The following is a 17,974-nucleotide window of genomic DNA, read 5'->3' on the forward strand; positions in this document are numbered from 1 at the left end:
CCCAACCCCCGTCGAGCCATGGCCCGACAGCCAACGCGCAATGATCGACCCACCATGGCGCATGAGCAGCCATCGCCTCCGCCTGGGCCGTTACTCGATCATCGGCCAGGTCTACGTTCTGACAACTACCACGCATCAGCGCCGCCGGCTCCTTGAAAGCAAAGCTGCAGCAGCATGTGTGATCGACCAGTTCGATTACATCGAGCAGCGCGGGCTCGTACGGTCACACGCATGGGTCGTCATGCCGGATCACGTCCACTGGATGTTCGAGCTGCGCGCAGCCCACCTTCCAGACATCGCACGCCGGATGAAATCGTCGAGCGCGCTTGCCCTGAATCGCTTGGCGGGCCGTCGAAGTACGGTGTGGCAGCCCGGCTACTTCGATCATGCCGTGAGGGCCGAGGAGTCGATGGCGCGGCAAGCGCTGTACATCCTGGGGAATCCGGTACGCGCCGGTCTTGCTGGGCAGATTGGCGAGTATCCGCATGCGTGGTCGGACTGGGTGTGATGCCGGCCAGCGGCCGGCACTACCACGGCAGAACCGAAGCGCAGCGCAGATCGCGCTGCGGCGCAGAGGGCACCCTCGATGGTAGTGCCGGCCGTTGGCCGGCAACCCCATGGACCTGCGGCCATCAATCAATTGCCGGCCAGCGGCAGGCAGTACCAAGGCAGAACCGAAGCGCAGTGCAGATCGTGTGCCGGCGCACAGAGCACCCGCGATGGTAGTGCCGGCCGCTGGCCGGCAACCCCATGGACCTGCGGCCATCAATCAATTGCCGCCCAGCGGCCGGCGCTACTCCTTCGGCGTTTGGCGCGGCTTGCGCGTGCGCTTCGGCTTTGCGCTATCCGCACCGCTGGCGGCGCCATCCTGCAGTGCCTGCAGCCAGGACAAGGTGTCCACGTAGTCGATGAAGTGGCGCAGGTAGCCGGGGCTGGTGGCCTGCATCGTGTCCAGCATGCGCTGCACCAGCACCGCCGAGTTCAGCGGGCCGCCGTCAGCCGGGGCCTCGGCGCGCAGGGAGCGGCGCACCTGCAGCTCGCTGCGCAGCTCCGACCACTCGCGCTGCACCTGCTGCAGCATCGGCACCTGCGGGTAATGCGGCAGCGAGCGCGACCCTGCATCAAGGTCGCGCACCAGTGCGCGCAGGCCTTCGAGCGCTGGCGACTTACTTGGCATCCGGGGCCTTGGGCTTGGGAATCGGCGCGATCTCGACGCGACGGTTGCGTGCGCGGCCTTCCTCATCGGCATTGGAACTGACCGGCTGCTCGCTGCCGAACGCGGCGGCGAACACGGCGTCCGCCGGTACGCCATCGGCGATCAGGGTGCGGGTCACGGTCAGCGAGCGCTGCGCCGACAGCTCCCAGTTGTCGGCGAAACGCCGGTTGCCTTCGCGCACCGGCGCGTCATCGGTGAAGCCGCTGACCATCAGGATCTCTTCGCGGCTGCCCAGGTAGGCGGCCAGCGGTGCGGCCAGGCTGCGCAGCAGCTCCTGGCCTTCCGGCTGCAGCTGGTCGGAGTTCAGCGCGAAAAGCACGCTGCCGCTGATGCCGATGCGGCCATCCACCAGCGTCACGCGACCGGCCGCCAGCGGTCCAGCCAACGCTTGCTCCAGCGTCTGCAGGCGCTTGGCTTCGGCCTGGCGCTGCTTCACTTCCTGGTCCAGTCGCTGCGACAGCTCCAGCTGCACGGCGACCACACCGACCAGTATCAGCACGAACGCGCCCAGCAGCACCGACATCAGGTCGCCGAAGGCGGCCCAGATCGGGGCATGCGAACCGCCGTCGACCTCCAGCTCGTCGCTCATGCGCTGCCGGCCTTGCCGCGGCGCGCGGCCAGCTGCTGCAGTTCTTCCATCACCTGCTTCTGCGACAGCAGGCTGAGGTCGACCACCTCGCGCGCCTGGGCTACGTAGTAGGCCAGCTGCTCGTCGCTGCGGGCCAGCGAGGCATCCAGTGCGCCGCCGATCTGTTCCAGGCGGCCGGACAGCTCGGTGGCGGCACTGCCGAACTGCGCGACCGCTTCGCCGAACGTGCCGGCCAGCTGGCCCACTTCGGCAGCGCTGCCGTTGAGCGCTGCGGCAATGCCATCCAGCTTGCCGGTCTCTGCGGCGATATGGTCGGTGAAGCGATTGCCAACCCGCTCCAGCAGCTCGGCCGAGCCACCGACCAGTGCGTCCACAGCGGTGCGCTGCTCGTGCGAAGCGTGATTGATCGCATCCAGCAGGGTCTGCACGGTGGCCAGCAGGCGGCCGCGCTCTTCCAGCATCGCGTTGTCACGCACCAGGCTCTCGGACAGCGTGCTGCGCAGCTCGTTGATGACGTCGGCAGCAGCCTTGGGCGCGGCCGCGGCCGTCTGCAGCAGGGTAGACACTTCAGCCAGCGTGGCGCTGGCCTGCGCGCGACCGTTCTCGCCGATCTGCTGTGCGGTGGCCGCCAGGGTGTCGCAGACCTGCTGCTGCTGCGCAGCCAGGTGTTCGCCGTTGGCCTGCAGGCGCTCGGCCAGGTCGCTGGAAACGTGCTGCAAGGCTTCGCTCCAGCGCTGCAGGCGCTGTTCGTCGCCGGCCTGCAGCTGCGCCTGCAGCGCGGCGTGGGCCTGCTGCAGCTCGGCGCTGATCGCGTCCCAGCGCGCCTGGCGCTGCTGCTCGCGGCTGTCCAGGCCAGCCTGCAGTTCGGCGTGCGCGGCCGCGGCAGCGGCCTGCGCGGCCTGCCACTGCTGCGAACGCTGCAGTTCGTGGTCCTGCAGCAGCGCCTGGCTGGTGCTGTGGTGCTGCTCCAGCGCCTGTAGCAGCGCCTGCGCGCGCGCGTCCAGATGCTCGCTGGAGGCCAGCAACGCCTGCTGCTGGCGTTCGACCAGCGCGCTGTTGAGTGCCTGCTGCTGTTCGGCGGCGGCGCGCCATGCCTCGGCATTGCCGCGGGCATCGGCCTGCAGGCGCTCGCCGATACGCGCGACCAGTGCTTCGGCGTGCGTGCCCTGGCCATCGCTGAAGGCCTGCAGGTGCTGGCGCAGATCACTGACCAGCGCCTGTTGTGCCTGGGTCTGCTCGCTCACCACCTTGGCCCAGCTGGCCTCGGTGGCGACGCGGCTGCGCTCGAAACCCTCGCTCAGGCCGGCCAGCTGCTGCTGCACGGCCTGCTCGACGCGGGCATGCAGTGCTTCGCCGTGATGGGCCAGGCCAGCCAGGGTGGTTTCGGCCATCGGCTGCAGCGCACCACCGATGGCGGCGGCGCTGGCTTCGGCCCCTTCGCGCAGCGACTGCTGCAGCGAGACGGCCAGGCGTTCCTGCAGGGCCTGGCTCTGGGTCAGGAACTCGGCCTGGCCGGCCAGCAGGCGCTCATTGGCGGCCGCACTGTGCTGTTCAAAAGTGCTGGTCATCGCCTGCAGGCGGTCGACCAGCGCCGGCAGCGCCGCAGACTGTGCCTGCAGCAGGCGCAGCGATTCGGCGCGCTGCCAGGCCTGCGAGTACGGATGCAGGTCGCCGGCAATGGCGCGGTCCAGCTGCTGCACGGCCTGCAGGCGGTCACGACGCAGCAATGCCGCCAGCAGGCCGAGCATGGCCGAGCTGGCCACACCGGCGATCGAGGTACCGAATGCCACCGCCAGGCCCTGCACCGGCGAGGCCAGCGAGCCGCGGATCGCGGCCATGTCGGCCGCACTCTGCAGCGCCAGGCCGGTGCCACGCAGCGTGTCCATCATGCCCAGCAGGGTGCCGAGCATGCCCAGCAGCACCAGCAGGCCAACCAGGTATGGGGTCAGCACCGGTGCGGGCAGGGCGGTGCGCTCGCCTTCCACGCGCAGGCGCACGGCGTTGCGCAGGCCCAGCGGCACGCGTTCCAGCCAGGCGGCGAGGCTTTCCTTCGCGCTGGACAGGTCGTTCAGCGCGCTGCGCAGGCCGTTGCTGGCCTGGCGGTAGCGATACAGCTCCACGCCACCGGCGATGTAGCAGGCCGCGATGATCGCCGCCACCGCTGCACCCAGCGGATGCACCGAAACGTAGCCAATGCCGATCCAGCACACGGCCAGCAGGCCGACAAGGAAAACAACGACATGGAAAGCAGTTCTGGACATGGTGTTCCGGTCAGTGGGAGCGCAGGGCGTCTTGCAGCCCTTCGATCGGGTGGAAGCGCAGCTGCAGCTCGGCGAGCAGCAGGGTGCGCATGTCATGGCGGAAGGCCGCGCGCCAGCCGGGCTGGCCGTGCACGCGTTCAAAACGGGCGCCGAGCACCGCCGGCGCCGTGGCCAGCAGGCTGTGCTCGCGCGGGGTAAGGGTCTGTTCCATCACCGCATCGACCTCGGCCAGCCGCGCCAGCTCGGGCGAAACCTGCACCAGCTGGTCGCGCAGGCGGCCGCGCAGGCGCCCGGTGGCGGTCTGGATGGCCTGCTGCAGCACCCGATAGCGCTGGCGCAGCGAGGCGAAGTTGGGTACAGCGGCGGCTTCGGCCAGGTCCAGCAGGCGCTCGGCTTCGGCATCCTCACTGATCGAGGCCAGCAGGCTGGCGTGCGCCTGCGCGCAGTCGGCCAGCACATCCTCGAGCGCTTCGGCGGCTTCACCGGGCTCGGGCAGGCGTCCGCCGAGCGCCCCGGACAGGGCCACGGCGCGGCTCCAGTCCACCCACTGGCCGAGGCGATCGGTCAGGGCGGGACTGGTGGCCGGCATCGCGCCGTCGCTGAGACGGGCGAGCAGGCGGAGGAACTCCGGTCCACCCAGGACCGGCTGCGCTGCGTTCGCCATCAAGGGGTGAGGGGCCAAAAACCGTTGATTTTACAACCAGATGACCCGGCCTGGATGAAGGCGGGGCCGGGGGGAGGGGCCCGCAGGCGCGACAAGGCTTAGAATGTCCGGCTGCACCCATCCGTTCGACCCCTGGAGTTCCCCAATGACTGTTGCGCAGTTCTACCCGATCGGCACCCCCGGACAGCCCTGGGGCGACGCGGAACGCGCACAGTGGCGGGCCCGCCAGCAGCGCCAGCGCAGCTACCACGACGATGTGGTGGCCGCGCTTGAACGCCTGGACGACAGCTTCGATGTGATCCAGTACGGTCAGCTGGACTACGCGCCGGACCATTACCCGCTGTTCGCCGTGGTCAACCACGACTGGAACCCGGCGCTGCCGACCGCGCTGATCACCGGCGGCGTGCACGGCTATGAGACCAGTGGCGTGCATGGCGCCCTGCAGTTCCTGGAACAGCAGGCCGAGCGCTACCTGGGCCGGCTGAACCTGATCGTGGCGCCGTGCGTCAGCCCATGGGGCTACGAGCGCATCCAGCGCTGGAACCCGGATGCCATCGACCCGAACCGCAGCTTCCGTGACGGCGGCCAGATCGAGGAAGCCGCCGCGCTGATGCGCTGGGTGGCCGAGCGCAAGCCGAACCTGCTGGTGCATCTGGACCTGCACGAGACCACCGACAGCGACCTGCACGAGTTCGATCCGGCCCGCTGCGCCCGCGACGGCAAGCCGTTCGAGCGCGACACGATTCCGGACGGCTTCTACGTGATCGGCAACAGCGAGGATCCGCAGGCCGAGTTCCAGAAGGCCCTGATCGCCGCCGTCGCCCCGGTCACCCATATCGCCCCGGCCGACGCCGAGGGCAACCTGGTCGGCCTGCCGTTGCAGTCGCCGGGCGTGGTCTGGGGCGAATCGCGTTCGATTGGTGCCTGCGCCGGCTTCACCGATGCACGCTTTGCCACCACCACCGAGGTCTACCCGGACAGCCCGCGCACCAACCCGCAGGAATGCAACGACGCCCAGGTGGCGGCGGTATGCGCCGGCCTGGATTTCGCCCTGGCCGCACAGTAGCGTGCCACGTTCCGGGCGGTGACCGGCATCAGCCGGTGCCGCTTGGCCGGCGCGGTGGCGAGCGGTGCGCCGGTCGTCGCCCGGCAGCCGGCGAAGACATCCAGATCGCGCTGGTACACGCTGCTGCTGACACCGAACAGGCCCAGCAGGGAATGGAAGACATTGTCGTGGCTGTAGGCGCGGCGCAGCGCATTCCCACGCAGGCAGGCCATGTCCAGGCCCGCGTTGCGGCTGAACTCCGTTGAGAGCCACATCACCATCGGCACCTGGGTCTGTTCGCGCGGGGCGATGAAGTAGGGCGTGCCGTGAAGGTACATGCCGCGTTCGCCGAGCGACTCACCATGGTCGGAGACATAGATCAGCGCAACGTCGCGGTGGTCCGAATAGCCCTGCAGCAGGTCGATGGTCTCCGCCAGCACCTGGTCGGTATGCACCAGGGTGTTGTCATAGGTGTTGACCAGTGCCTCGTTGCTGCAGTGCTGGATCTGGTTGCTGTCGCAGGTCGGGCTGAAGGCCCGCGACGCTGCGGGATACCGTTCAAAGTAGGTCGGTCCATGGCTGCCGAGTTGATGCAGCACGACCAGGGCATCGCCGTGGACGGCGTCGATGCGTGCGCCGAGCCGATGCAGCAGCACGTCGTCGTAGCAGGTGCCGTCGGCGTTGACGCACTGGCCGGCCACCTTGAGTGCGGGCATGTCCTCGGTCGGCACGCGCTCGCACACGCCCTTGCAGCCGCCATTGTTGTTGTTGCGCCAGAGCACGCCGACGCCGGTACGCTGCAGGATGTCCAGCACGTTCTCCTCGGTCGCCGCGCGGACGTCGTCGTATTGCTGGCGGGTCATCTGCGAGAACATGCACGGTACCGAAATCGCCGTTGCGGTTCCGCATGAGGAAACATCACTGAAGCTGATGACGCCATCCTTGCGCGAGAGCCGGGGATTGGTCGCGCGTGGGTAGCCGTTGAGCTGGACGTTCTGTGAACGCGCGGTCTCGCCGACGACCATGACCACCAGCTTCGGGCGCGGGCCCGGAACGCGCCGCGCGTCCGTGCCGATCGGGCGCAACGGTTGCTGGCGGGTGCTGTAGAGGCTTTTCAGGTAGCCGTGGGTATGGCGCACCACGTTCAACGGCAGTACCTGGTCGCGGATGTAGCGGTTGTTGCGCAGCAGCGAGGAGTAGTCCTTGTAGAACGAAAAGCCGATCACCAGCAGCACCACAAGCGACGCCAGGACGTTGGCCGGCCACACCAGCAGCGAACGTATCGAACCGGCCCCGCTGGTGGTGCGCACCAGGGCGAGCCCGGCAGCGGGCAGCACGCCCAGCGCCAGCAGGGTCAACAGCAGCGGCAGCGACAGATAGGCGTTCAGTTCGGCCTGATTGGTCTCGAACACGTTCTGCACCATGCTGCGATCGATCAGCACGTTGTAGTGCAGCATGAAGTAGCTGCACGCGGCGCTGACGACAACGAGCAGCACCAGCAGCGGCCTGCGCAGGAATGGCAGTGCCAGCAGTGGCGTCAGCAGCAGGTTGAACAGGCAGAACAGCAGCGGCGGCAGGCTGGCCAGGAACAGCATGCTGCGCAGGCTGTTGAGATCGATCAGCCCCCAGAGCGTCTTCCAGAGGGCAATGTTTCCAATCGTGGCGAAGAACAGTGCGGCGGCCCAGACCAGAACGATTGGATGGGACCGCGGGAAACGGAGGCATTGACGCACGAGCAGGTTCCGCGGAACAGGAGTGCGCGCAGTATCGAAACGGCCTTATCAGGAAGTTGTCAGGATTGCCGGGCTAGCCCAGCAGGATCACGCCCCACACCGCACCCACCATCAACAACGCGGTGGTCTGCGCGGCGCTGCCCATGTCCTTGGCGTTCTTGGACAGCGGATGCTTCTCCAGCGAGATGCGATCAACCACGGCTTCAATCGCCGAGTTGAGCAGTTCCACCAGCAGGCTGATGAAGCAGACCGCCAGCACCAGTGCCCGCTCGACCGTGCTGATGTCCAGCACGAACGCAGCCGCCATCAGCAGAGCGTGCAGCAGCAACAACTGGCGGAACGCCGCCTCGCCGCGAAAGGTGGCGATGAAGCCATCGCGCGAATGGATAAGGGTGTGGAAGATGCGGCTCAATCCGGTCTTGCCGTGCGGGTACTTGCCGCTGTCCTTGGGGTGCTGCATGCCGTCTCCAGAGCGGGGGAGCAGCCCGGAGCATGTGCAGCCCGATGTCAGGAATCCGTCAGATGCGGGGGGCGGGGCCAGCGGAGGGTGAACCGGCACCCCTGCCCGGAGGATTGCACGGTCATCGTCCAGCCCAGGTGCTCGACGATGCGCTGCACGATCGACAACCCCAGCCCCTCGCCGCTGTGCGCGCCACCGGCCACGAAGCGCTGGAACTGCCGTGGGTCGATGCTGGACGGCAGGCCGGGTCCGGTGTCAGCGACGATGAGTGCGGTGTCGTGGAGGGTGATCCGCACTTCGCCGCTTTCGGTGTACTGGCAGGCATTGCGCAGCAGATTCCAGATGATGCTGTGCGCCAGATCCGCGTTGGTGACCAGCACGGCGTCATGCTGGGCATCAAACGCAACGGTCACCGGCTTGCCGGAAAGCCAGGGCTGGCAGCGCTCCATGCAGGACTCGAGCAGCGGACGCAGGGCCACCGCGTTGCGCGGCACGGCGCCGGGGGCACGCGAGAGCAGCAGCAGGCAGGTCAGCTGGCGCTGCATCTCCTGGGTGGTACGCAGGATGCGTGCCGCGCTGGGAACCAGGTGGCTGTCGGCCGGAAGCTGGCAGGCCAGCGTTTCGGCAGCACCGCCGATGATGGCCAAGGGCGTGCGCAGCTCGTGGCTGGCATCGCCGCTGAAGCACTGCTCGCGATACAGGAACCGTTCGAGCTCGTCACTATGGCGGGCAAAGGCGCGCGCGAGCACGCCGATCTCGTCGCGTGCGTCCTGGTAGGGAAAGGGCTTGTGGCCGTCCTGCACCGCATCGGCCAATCGTGTGATGGGCGCGATGACGTGGGTAGCGACCTTGCGGCCGATGAGGAAGGCGCCGAGCACGCAGACCGAAATGACCAGTGCCGCAAAGGCATTGATCAGGTGTTCCAGATAGCCATAGGGTGCAGCGTCCTGCAGCAGGTAGTATCGTTGGCCAAGACTGTCGAACACACGCAGGTGCCACTCGTTGGGCGCCTCTTCGCCGTGGTAGCCCGGGCCGTATTGGCGCAGTACGAATGGCACGTCCTGGGCATCGAACAGCTGGGTCCCTGGTGGCAGGGCGGGGCGTTGGCCACGATCCAGCGCGGCCTGCAGCCTTTGCACTTCGCCGTGCTGGGTCCGTGCGACGACAGCAGCCCGGACCTGGTCGTAGTCGACCTGTTCGGCCAGTACGATGAAGCCCATGGCACCGGCCATCAACAGCACGAACGAGATCGTGATGCGGGTGCGCAGGCTCAGGCGGCGGTAGAGGGAGGCAGGGCTCACGCCTGCATGCGCCAGCCGACGCTGTGCACCGTGGTGATCAGCGCGGTGTCGAAGTTGCGGTCCACCTGCAGGCGCAGCTCATGGATGTGGGTTCGCAGCGCGCCGCTGTCCGGTGGCTCGTCGCCCCAGACCAGGTATTCCATCTCCTGCTTGCGCACCACGGCGGGAGCTGCACGCACCAGGCACATCAGCAGCTTGTGCGACGTGGGCGTCAGCGCAATGCAGCGGCCTTGCCGCCAGGCCTGCGGCGAGCGCGTGTCCACCTGCAGGTCCTTCCACGCCAGCACGCTCTGGACCTGGCGCCCCTGTGCCCTTCGTACGAGGGCCTTGATCCGTGCATCCAGTTCCGTCAGCGAGAACGGCTTGACCAGGTAGTCATCCGCGCCCAGGGCCAGGCCCTGCACGCGGTCTTCGACCGGATCGCGTGCGGTCAGCATCAGGATCGGCACCGGGTTCTGGAACTCCTGGCGCAGCTTCTGGCACAGCGTCATGCCGTCCAGGCGCGGCAGCATCAGGTCCAGCAGGATGGCGTCGTAGTCGTGCTGCGTGGCCCGGCGCAGGCCACTGGCGCCGTCGCGCGCGTCGTCCAGCACGTAGCCGAGCGGTTCAAAGAAGGCATACAGGTTGGCAACCAGCTCGGGGTTGTCTTCGATGATCAGCAGGCGGGTCATGGCATGCGTCCTTGCGCGTGACCGAACTCTGCCCGATCGATGGCCGAATGCCAATGCCCTTGCTGAATGGATCGCGGCCTGGGTTCGGCCCAGTCAAGCGACGTTCAATCGCCCGGGCTGCGTGAATCGCGGATCGAGTAGATCACCGAGAAGATCTTCCAGCCCTGCTCGGTGCGGACCAGCTGCCACATTTCCTTGCCCCAGTTGGTCTTCACCCCATCGTCGTGGAAGCTGTAGTCAAACGAGACCGAGGCCACATCGCCGTCCGTTTCGATCCTCGTGTTGGAGAACTTCTCCTCCTTCGGCTTCGGCGAGGCCATCGCCCCGTCGATCAGCGCGATGAAGTTGTTGGCGGGAATCTGCCGTGCCTTGATCGCATCGGGCTTGGCCTTGCGGATGTCCTGCAGGCGCACATCCTCGGAAACGAACTGCCAGCCGATGTCTTCCGGTTTGTCAGAGAAGAACAGGCCCATGTAGGTCGGCTTGTCCTTGTTGATCAGCGAGGTGCGGAACGCTTCGACCACCTGTTCGATCGCCTTGACGTCGGCGGGGGCATTCTGCGTGGCGTAGGCCGGCAGCCACGCCGGGAGCAACAGGGCGAGGGCGACGAAGCGTGCACGTGCGTTGGGCATCATGGGGTCCTGGGGAGGAATAGGGTGGCGCGGGCGCATCACCGCGCGTAGGTTCGCCAGAAGAGCACGTGGTCTTCGGTCCTGTTGATGGCGACGAAGACTGATTTTCCGGATTCGGGCGCGCAGCGAAAGACGCGATACGACGACTTGAGCGTCCCGTCGCCCGGCCACCAGTATCGATCGAACGCAACAGGATCGCTGTGACTGAATGTCGTTGCCTGGCAATCCGCAGGCAGCCGCAGTGGTATCGCAGGAGGCTTGGTGAAGGCCAGCGCGCTGGTGTTCGAGTCGAGGTCGTGCACCTCGCGCAGGTCGGTCGCCTCGTGGGGCACCCAGCCGGGAATCCATCCCTTGTTCACCATGTCGGAGTCAAGCGCCTCGCGCAGCGTGTCGAACGAACTGTCCATCACCAGGCCGCAGGCGCACAGCACACTGCAGAGCGTCACGACGATGGCGCGCCGGATCATTCCTCCAGGGCTGATCATCGTTGTCGTCCCCGCCGGGAAGCAGCCTGACCAGATCTTCCGGCGCCAGGCGCTTGAGCCGCTCTCGCAGTTCCAGTCCGTAGGGCCGGTCGTTGGATTCGGCATGGCGCTGCCCTTGGGCCCGCACCGAACAGACCGAGCTCCTGCGTGATCCTGCACTTCCGGCGCTTGTCTGCCATCGACGGGTGTCCCTGCGTTCATCCTGAAACATCGGTCGGCGCACGCTAGCACGGTTGCCGGGAGCCGCAACAGGTCCGCTTGTCGTTGGGGTTTGACGTCGAAGAGAGTCTGCGCGGATGATGCGCGGGCGCGCGCAGGAGGGGATCTGTCAATGAGGACACTGATGTGGGGACTGGCCGGCCTGTTCGTGGCGTACGTGGCCGGTTGCTCGGCGATCTCAGCGTGGCATTCCCACGCGCTCGCCTCGGTCCCGGTCGGGGCGAGCAGGGTCGAGGTACTGCGGGCGTTGGGGCCCCCTGACGTGGTGGAGCACGCCGGTGTTCCCTTTACCCGCTATGCCAGCCGTGGATGCAGTGGTCGCTGTGCGCACCGATGGTGGTATGAGAACCGGCTGGGACTGGATACCGAAGCCTGGTCGGTGGAACTGGATGCTTCCGATCGCGTGATCGCAACGTCGCGCCTGACATCACCGTAGAGGACCGCAGCAAGCGCATGCGTATCCATCGTCCTTTCATCTTCATCGCAAGCCTGGCCCTGGTGGCGTGGTGCACGTTGATGGGCGTACTGGTGCTCATCCATGGCTTCAACGAGCAGGGCCTGCGCTGCGGCAGGCTGTGCTCACTGGAGATATCGATCCGCCTGCTCTTTGGTGAGCGGGGATTCGAGATACTGGTGGCGATGGGGCTCTTTGCCACAGCGCTGATGTGCGGGTACATCGCACTGCGGGAGGGCATGCATGGCGGGCCGCAGAGGCGGGCGGGGCGCCGTGGGCGCAGACACCGCCGACCGGGGCGGCCCCGGTCGTAAGGTGTCTGCACCGATGTAAATCGCTGCGTGTGCGGACGCTGCAGGTCGCTTCAGCGATGCAGGGCGTCGATGATCAGCCCGGTGGCGATCTCCACCAGCAGGTACTCGTTATCGGACTGACGCACCCAACGCCGGTCGCGGCCCGGTTCGCGCAGGTCATAGCGCGCGTAATCGTCTACCCAGTAGCGGCGGTCCACTTCGGCCCACGGCAGGCGCTCGCCACGTCGCCAGGCCTTCTTCTGCCAGCCCGGCGGCGGCGCATCGCGGTTGTGCGGGCCGCCTGCGTGCGGCGGCGGGCCGTTGCCACGGGCGTGGTGCGGCGGATCGGCGAACGCGGGGGCCGCAGCCAACGCGGTGGCTGCGCTCAATGCGATGGCAAGCAAGCGTGTGGTCTTCATGGAGATGCCTCCGTCATGGCCGCAGCATGCGGCGCTGTGGCGGGAATATAGGGCAGTCAGTGTGAATGAATACGGGTGTAGGCGGTACATTCCTGAACAGACGGCGCGGCCTGCAGCCGCTGCCAGGCAACGGGTCACTGGACCCCGCCCGGGGCTGAATCTGTTGCAGCCCAGCCTCCACCCAACGACAGGAAAAGATCCATCTGCCGGTCAATGCGCTCCGCGCGCGAGACGGCCAATGCGGACTCCGCATCTGCCAGCGCGGCCTGGGCCGAAAGCAGGTCGAGAAAATCGATCCTGCCGAAACGGTAGAGCTGCTGCGCCTGCCCGGCGGCCCGCGCTGCATCCCCACGCGCCTGCGCCAGGCTGCGCTCGCGTTCAAGCTCCTGCGTGCAGGCAGAAAGCGCGGTCTCGGTCTGCCGCAGTGCCTGCAGCACGACGCCGTCAAAGGACGCGAGCGCGGTATCTGCGTTGGCACCGGCCGCTGCGATGCGGGCCTTGGCCACGCGGCGGTTGGGCCAGTGCCATGACAGCACGGGACCGATGCCCGCACCGAAGCCGTCGGCCGACAGCAGATGCGCCGGTGTGCCGGCCACGCCCGAAGAGGCGCCCAAGGTGATCTGCGGATAGAGACCCGCCGTCTCGACACCGATCATTGCAGTCGCGGCGGCCAGGCTGCGTTCGGCGGCACGTATGTCGGGGCGCCGCTGGAGCAGCTGCCAGCCATCACCGACCGGCAGCGCCTGCTCCAGCTCAGGGGGCTGGGGGCAGGCTTCGGCCTCCCTGGGATAGTCCGCCGGGAGCCTGCCCATCAATGCGGCCAGTTCGAACAGTGCGGCCTGCCGTTCCGCCAGCAGGTGCGGTATCGCCGCCGCGCTGCGATTGACGGCGGCACCGGCACGGCTGACATCGAAGTCCGTTCCGCGCCCGCCTGCAGCCAGGCGTCGGGTTGCGTCCAGGGTGGCGCGCTGCACCGCCAGCACCTGCCGGGTTGCAGCGAGCGTGTGATTTCGGGTGCACACCTGGAGATAGGCACGGGTGACGGCCGCAGCGACGACCACGCGGACCTGGTCCCGCGCCGCAGCGACGGCCTCCGCGTCCGCGTTGGCGGCTTCGATGCCGCGGCGGATGCCGCCTGCAAGATCCAGTGGATAGGAGAGGTGAAGGCCGAGCGCATACGACTGTGGCGCGGCCGATGCCTGGGTGTAGCCACCGGCATGGGTGAGCGTGCCCGATGCATCCACGTCGGCTTGCACGGCACCGCGCGCGCGGTACTCCAGCACGGTGGCGCTGGCGCGCCGAAGGTTGGCATCGGCGGCGCGCAGGTCGGTATTGGCCGCCAGTGCTTCGCGTACGTAGGCGTCAAGCTGGGGGTCGCCATACAGGTGCCACCACCGATCCGGTGGCACGTCGTGACTGAGCGACGGGTCCTGGCCCGAGACGAACGCCCGCGCAGCCCGTTGTGAAGCTGCGACGGCGTTCGCAGGCAGGTGATAGTCTGGGCCGGATACGCAGGCCGTCAGGGGCAGCAACAGGGCAAGCAGCCCACCACGTACTGTCCGCACGCTCACTTGCAGGCTCCCGGTGCCGAGGGCGTGATGGTCACACTCGCAGTGCGACCCACGATCAGGCGCGTATCCGGCGGCGCATCATCGATGCGGATGCGTACCGGGATGCGCTGTGCCAGCCTCACCCAGGTATAGGTCGGCGCCACGGCCGGCAGCAGGTTGTGCGTGCTTGAGCGCTGATCGTCGGCAATGCCGGCGGCGATGCTGTCAACGTGTCCGCGGACATCGCGGGTGTCGCCCATCAGCCGCGCCACGGCGGCATCGCCCTCGGTGATGCAGCCCAGCTTGGTTTCCTCGAAGTAGCCCTCGATGCGCAGGCTGCCGGTGTCGATCAGCGCCAGCGCCTGCGCGCCCGGTTGCAGGTAATCGCCCGCATGCAGGTCCAGGTTGGTGACGATGCCGTCGGTGCTCGCGCGCACCTCGGTGCGTTGCACGTTGAGCTGGGCAACGCGCTGTTCGGCCCGTGCCTGCGCCAGGGCGGCCAGCTCGGTGTCGACCTTGGCCGCATTGCGTTCGCGTGTCTCCGAGGCGACCAGGTTGCCCAGTGCGTTGTCCCGCGTCGATTCGCGGCGGGCCAGCGCCAGCGTCGCGCGTGCGCTGCTGACCGCTGCGTCGGCCTTCTCAAGCGCGGCAGCCAGGCGTGGCTGATCCAGCACCAGCAGCAGTTGTCCGGCGCTGACCCGCTGGTTGTCGTGCACCAGCACCTGGGTGACCAGCCCCCCCATGTCCGACGCAACGCGCACCACATCGGCGCGGACCCGTCCATCCCGCGTCCACGGGCGTGTTTCGTAACGCTTCCAGATGGACAGCGCGGCGACGACAGCAATCGCGAATACAACCAGCGTAGCGCTCCAGCGCCCGATGACAACAAGCAGGTGTTTCATTTCATTTCTCGAGCAGGGGCAAGAGCCGGATCATCAGCTCCGCCAGGATCACGAACAGGGACAGGCCCACCAGTGGTCGCGCGGCGAACAAGCGGTACAGACCGAGACTGGCGAGCAGGCGCGAGGTCAGCATCGACAGCGCCAGCGCGGCGGCGGCCACGGCGAGCAGGCCGGGGATCAGCACGCCATCAATGGAGAGATCAGAAAACATGAGGTCAGTGCCGAAGGGTGAGAGCAGGCGCCAGCAGGTCGCGGCGCAATCCGCAGAGCAGGTGCGACAGATGCTCACGATCATCCCCGCTGCTGGCCACTGCTGCCTCGCGCATGCGGTCGAGCAGTTCCAGAAGATGGGCGTCGACGCTGCGTGGCGCGTGGGCACGAACCCTGAAATGTGCGGCGACGCGTTCGATCAGCGCCGCATGAAGCACCCGGACCTGCGGGTTGTCCTGGCACTTGGCCAGTGCGCGGAGTTGGTTGGATGCACGTACCGCACGCACGTCCGCAAACAATGCCCGCACGTCGTGCGCGGCGCTGGAACGGCTCTGCAACCTGGGAGCGAGCAGTCCGATTCGATCCAGCATGCGGCTGAGCCAGGCGCGGGTCACGCCACCTTGTCCGGCGGCGTGTCGTGCGATATCCCGACGGATCGAACGCTCCAGCCGTGCGCGGTTGCGGCCCGCATCGGCGGTCTGGAACAGCTGCATGCTGCACAGTGCCACTGTCGTACCCACGAACAACGCTACGCTGTTGTTGAGTGCGCCGACGATGTTGACCGTATTGGTCGCGCCCAGTCCCGCGATGAGCGGAAACGTCAGCACCACGCCCAGGGCAGCCATGATGAAGGGAGGCCGGGCCAGGAACGATCCGCACAGCAGCAGCGCAGGCGCCAGCGCGGCAGTCAGGCCGACGACATCGGACAGCGCGGGGAAGATCAGCAGACCGTAGAGCAGGCCGACGCCAACGCCGATCAACGATCCCACCAGATAGCGCATGACATGCGGCGCAGGCGCTTCGATCGTGCCGAACAGCACGCACGCCGTGCCGATGATGGACACCGCCGTGGCGCCGTCCGACCAGCCGGTAACGATCCACAACACGCAGCTCAGCAGGATGCCGACGAACGCGCCCAGCGCGCTGCGCAGGGCAAGCCGATGATCCCGGTGAAGTACCGCACCCTGCGCATGTCGCGCAAGGCGGGCAGGTACATGTCGGCGCCAGTCGGGCCGGGCAGTGCATAGTTGTGCCTGCAGCACGCGGCAGTCGGTGTGGGCGAGGTCGAGCTCGGCCTGTTGCGCGGCGAGGCCGGTCTGCATCAGCTCGCGCCAGCCAGGCGAATCCATCGCGCTGGCCTGTGATGAGCGCAGCCGTGCGAGGGAATCTTCCACCGCGCTGGAGAGCATCAGTACATCCAGCATCCGGTCATGCAGGGCGCGCAGGATCTGCACCTGGGCCACGCCGTGGGCGCTGTCGAAGGGCAGGTGGATCGACAGCACATGCAGCTCGAGCAGGTCGGCGGCCACTTTCGAGCGGTCCGTCGCCAGCACCGTGTCCGATGCACCGGCGCGCATGTCCCGTGTCCATCGTTCCGCGTCATCCAGCACGGCAGCAACCCGCGCGTGCACGCGTATCGAGACCCGGCGCGGCAGCACCAGCGCGTGTACCAGCGTTGCGGCCAGGATGCCGATGGCGATTTCCTGCACCCGCGTGATGGCGATGGTGAACACGTCTCCCGGCACCATCACCGCAGGAAAGCCGATCAGGCTGGTGGTATAGCCGGCCAGCAGGAACGCATAGGCACGCGGCGTGCGGTCGAGCATCGCCAGGTACAGGCACAGCGCCATCCAGGTGGCGAGCGCGGCGCTCAGCACCAGGGGTGCATTGGCGAAACGTGGCACCAGCACGACGGTGGCGACGGCCCCGCCCACGGTACCGAGCAGGCGGAACAGGCCGCGGCTGAGTGTTGCCCCGGACAGGGGCTGCGACACCAGATAGACCGTGCCGATCACCCAGAACGGGCGATTCAGGCCGATCCGCAGGGAGACATACAGCCCCAGCGACGCGGCGAGCAGGCATTTGAGCGAGAACAGCAGCGCTTCCTGATCGGCTCTGAGGGAAGGGTTTTTCAACCGGGCAAATGCCTGGAACACGTGGGGACGGGCAGGGGTGGGGAAGTGCATGCGGCTCATGCTAGTGATCGGCCGCACTGGCGAATTTCGCTACAATGACAATCAATCGCTAAAACCGGTCAATGTGAGAATGGCTCGCATTTCGCTCCCCGGCTTTGACCTGGACCCTGACGAGACCGATCGCCCGGCGGTTGCCAGCCGCCTGCAGGTGGCCGAGCACGACGCGGAAATTCCGGTGCATGAGCACCGCAAGGGCCAGCTCATTCTTGCGCTGCATGGGGCGGTGACCTGCGAAGTGGCCAATGCGTTGTGGATCGTGCCGCCCCAGTGTGGCGTCTGGATTCCGGGCGGCATGCCGCACAGCAACCGCGCCACCGCCAACGCGCGCCTGTGCTACCTGTTCGTCGAGCCCGGCATCGTCGACCTGCCGGCGCAGTGCGTGACGCTGGCGATCTCGCCGATGCTGCGCGAGATGATCCTGCACCTGGCCGACGCGCCGCTGGACTACCCGCATGGCAGCCACACCGACCGGCTGGCGCGGGTGTTGCTGGACGAACTGGTGCAGATGCCGGCCGAGCATCTGTCGCTGCCGGTCAGCCATCACCCGAAGGTGCGGGCGTTGGCTGCAGCGCTGTCGGCGGATCCGGCAGACCGCAGCACCATCGGCCAGTGGGCCGTGCGCCTGGCCCTCGGCGAGCGCACGTTGACCCGCCTCATCGAACGGGAAACGGGACTGTCCTTCGGGCGCTGGCGGCAGCAACTGCACCTGCTCATCGCCATTCGGGAACTCGCCGCCGGTGCACCCGTACAACGCGTTTCCGAGACGTTGGGCTATGAGTCGGTGACGGCCTTCATCACGATGTTCAAGAAAGCGCTTGGCCTTTCCCCGGCGCGGTACTTTGCGGTGCGCCTGCGTGGGCAGTAGCCGGGGACAGCCCGGGAAGCTCCTGCCTG

Annotated in this window: 20 protein-coding genes; 5 read left to right on the forward strand and 15 right to left on the reverse strand. The window is 67.4% G+C overall.

Features of this window, described 5'->3' with window-relative positions; all coding sequences use genetic code 11:
* Positions 1–61: 61 nt before the first annotated feature.
* On the forward strand, positions 62–508 hold the full coding sequence (locus tag AC5P5W_RS14805) for an REP-associated tyrosine transposase (protein WP_197574567.1): 447 nt from the start codon (positions 62–64) through the stop codon (positions 506–508).
* A gap of 285 nt (positions 509–793) precedes the next feature.
* Here the strand turns inward: AC5P5W_RS14805 and AC5P5W_RS14810 are convergent, their stop codons facing one another.
* Genes AC5P5W_RS14810 through AC5P5W_RS14825 form a run of 4 tightly spaced genes read right to left on the reverse strand, consistent with a single transcriptional unit; the run spans position 794 to position 4,730 of the window.
* The gene (locus AC5P5W_RS14810; protein WP_343229550.1) at positions 794–1,249 is read right to left on the reverse strand and encodes a DUF2894 domain-containing protein; all 456 of its coding nucleotides are present in this window, start codon (positions 1,247–1,249) and stop codon (positions 794–796) included.
* Positions 1,167–1,805 (reverse strand): OmpA family protein, encoded by a 639-nt coding sequence (locus AC5P5W_RS14815; protein WP_014647413.1) that lies wholly within the window; start codon positions 1,803–1,805, stop codon positions 1,167–1,169. The genes AC5P5W_RS14810 and AC5P5W_RS14815 overlap by 83 nt, the downstream gene beginning before the upstream one ends.
* Positions 1,802–4,066, reverse strand: a complete 2,265-nt coding sequence (locus AC5P5W_RS14820) for a DUF802 domain-containing protein (RefSeq protein WP_495221239.1) — start codon at positions 4,064–4,066, stop codon at positions 1,802–1,804. The genes AC5P5W_RS14815 and AC5P5W_RS14820 overlap by 4 nt, the downstream gene beginning before the upstream one ends.
* A 10-nt stretch (positions 4,067–4,076) precedes the next feature.
* A complete protein-coding gene (locus AC5P5W_RS14825; RefSeq protein ID WP_014647411.1) occupies positions 4,077–4,730 on the reverse strand; it encodes a DUF3348 family protein in 654 nt (217 codons plus the stop codon).
* Positions 4,731–4,875: 145 nt separating this feature from the next.
* On the opposite strand from AC5P5W_RS14825, the gene AC5P5W_RS14830 reads away from it, so the two are divergent.
* Complete coding sequence (locus AC5P5W_RS14830) at positions 4,876–5,796, forward strand: M14 family metallopeptidase (protein WP_032962492.1); 921 nt, start codon at positions 4,876–4,878, stop codon at positions 5,794–5,796.
* Here the strand turns inward: AC5P5W_RS14830 and AC5P5W_RS14835 are convergent.
* The 6 genes from AC5P5W_RS14835 to AC5P5W_RS14860 form a co-directional block, all read right to left on the reverse strand.
* Positions 5,700–7,508, reverse strand: a complete 1,809-nt coding sequence (locus AC5P5W_RS14835; protein ID WP_197574569.1) for a phosphoethanolamine transferase — start codon at positions 7,506–7,508, stop codon at positions 5,700–5,702. The two genes, AC5P5W_RS14830 and AC5P5W_RS14835, sit on opposite strands and share 97 nt — an antisense overlap.
* Positions 7,509–7,581: 73 nt before the next feature.
* Positions 7,582–7,968, reverse strand: coding sequence for a diacylglycerol kinase (locus tag AC5P5W_RS14840; RefSeq protein WP_014647409.1), 387 nt, complete (start codon positions 7,966–7,968; stop codon positions 7,582–7,584).
* 47 nt (positions 7,969–8,015) lie between these two features.
* Positions 8,016–9,269: an ATP-binding protein gene (locus tag AC5P5W_RS14845; protein ID WP_197574570.1), complete on the reverse strand. Its 1,254-nt coding sequence runs from the start codon at positions 9,267–9,269 to the stop codon at positions 8,016–8,018.
* The gene (locus AC5P5W_RS14850; protein WP_197574571.1) at positions 9,266–9,940 is read right to left on the reverse strand and encodes a response regulator; all 675 of its coding nucleotides are present in this window, start codon (positions 9,938–9,940) and stop codon (positions 9,266–9,268) included. The genes AC5P5W_RS14845 and AC5P5W_RS14850 overlap by 4 nt, the downstream gene beginning before the upstream one ends.
* A gap of 104 nt (positions 9,941–10,044) precedes the next feature.
* Entirely contained in the window at positions 10,045–10,575 is a 531-nt protein-coding gene (locus AC5P5W_RS14855; RefSeq protein WP_197574572.1) for a Cif family virulence factor, read from the reverse strand.
* 35 nt (positions 10,576–10,610) lie between these two features.
* Positions 10,611–11,057: a YbbD-related protein gene (locus AC5P5W_RS14860; protein WP_197574573.1), complete on the reverse strand. Its 447-nt coding sequence runs from the start codon at positions 11,055–11,057 to the stop codon at positions 10,611–10,613.
* 331 nt (positions 11,058–11,388) lie between these two features.
* Between AC5P5W_RS14860 and AC5P5W_RS14865 the strand changes: the two genes are divergently transcribed.
* Together AC5P5W_RS14865 and AC5P5W_RS14870 are read left to right on the forward strand one after the other, a co-directional pair.
* On the forward strand, positions 11,389–11,712 hold the full coding sequence (locus AC5P5W_RS14865; RefSeq protein ID WP_197574574.1) for a hypothetical protein: 324 nt from the start codon (positions 11,389–11,391) through the stop codon (positions 11,710–11,712).
* Between the two features lie 17 nt (positions 11,713–11,729).
* A complete protein-coding gene (locus tag AC5P5W_RS14870; RefSeq protein WP_197574575.1) occupies positions 11,730–12,044 on the forward strand; it encodes a hypothetical protein in 315 nt (104 codons plus the stop codon).
* Between the two features lie 50 nt (positions 12,045–12,094).
* Here the strand turns inward: AC5P5W_RS14870 and AC5P5W_RS14875 are convergent, their stop codons facing one another.
* From AC5P5W_RS14875 to AC5P5W_RS14895, 5 genes are all read right to left on the reverse strand, one after another.
* Entirely contained in the window at positions 12,095–12,442 is a 348-nt protein-coding gene (locus AC5P5W_RS14875) for an RcnB family protein (protein ID WP_197574576.1), read from the reverse strand.
* Between the two features lie 134 nt (positions 12,443–12,576).
* A complete protein-coding gene (locus AC5P5W_RS14880) occupies positions 12,577–14,013 on the reverse strand; it encodes an efflux transporter outer membrane subunit (protein ID WP_197574577.1) in 1,437 nt (478 codons plus the stop codon).
* Complete coding sequence (locus AC5P5W_RS14885) at positions 14,010–14,894, reverse strand: HlyD family secretion protein (protein ID WP_495221242.1); 885 nt, start codon at positions 14,892–14,894, stop codon at positions 14,010–14,012. The genes AC5P5W_RS14880 and AC5P5W_RS14885 overlap by 4 nt, the downstream gene beginning before the upstream one ends.
* Position 14,895: 1 nt before the next feature.
* Complete coding sequence (locus AC5P5W_RS14890) at positions 14,896–15,105, reverse strand: DUF1656 domain-containing protein (protein WP_197574579.1); 210 nt, start codon at positions 15,103–15,105, stop codon at positions 14,896–14,898.
* A 4-nt stretch (positions 15,106–15,109) separates the two neighbouring features.
* On the reverse strand, positions 15,110–16,984 hold the full coding sequence (locus AC5P5W_RS14895; RefSeq protein ID WP_495221253.1) for an FUSC family protein: 1,875 nt from the start codon (positions 16,982–16,984) through the stop codon (positions 15,110–15,112).
* A 166-nt stretch (positions 16,985–17,150) separates the two neighbouring features.
* Here AC5P5W_RS14895 and AC5P5W_RS14900 point away from each other — a divergent pair, with 166 nt between their 5' ends.
* Complete coding sequence (locus AC5P5W_RS14900) at positions 17,151–17,945, forward strand: AraC family transcriptional regulator (RefSeq protein WP_014647399.1); 795 nt, start codon at positions 17,151–17,153, stop codon at positions 17,943–17,945.
* Positions 17,946–17,974: the final 29 nt, after the last annotated feature.

The organism is Stenotrophomonas sp. YJH_SMC_123 (genome assembly GCF_059368215.1).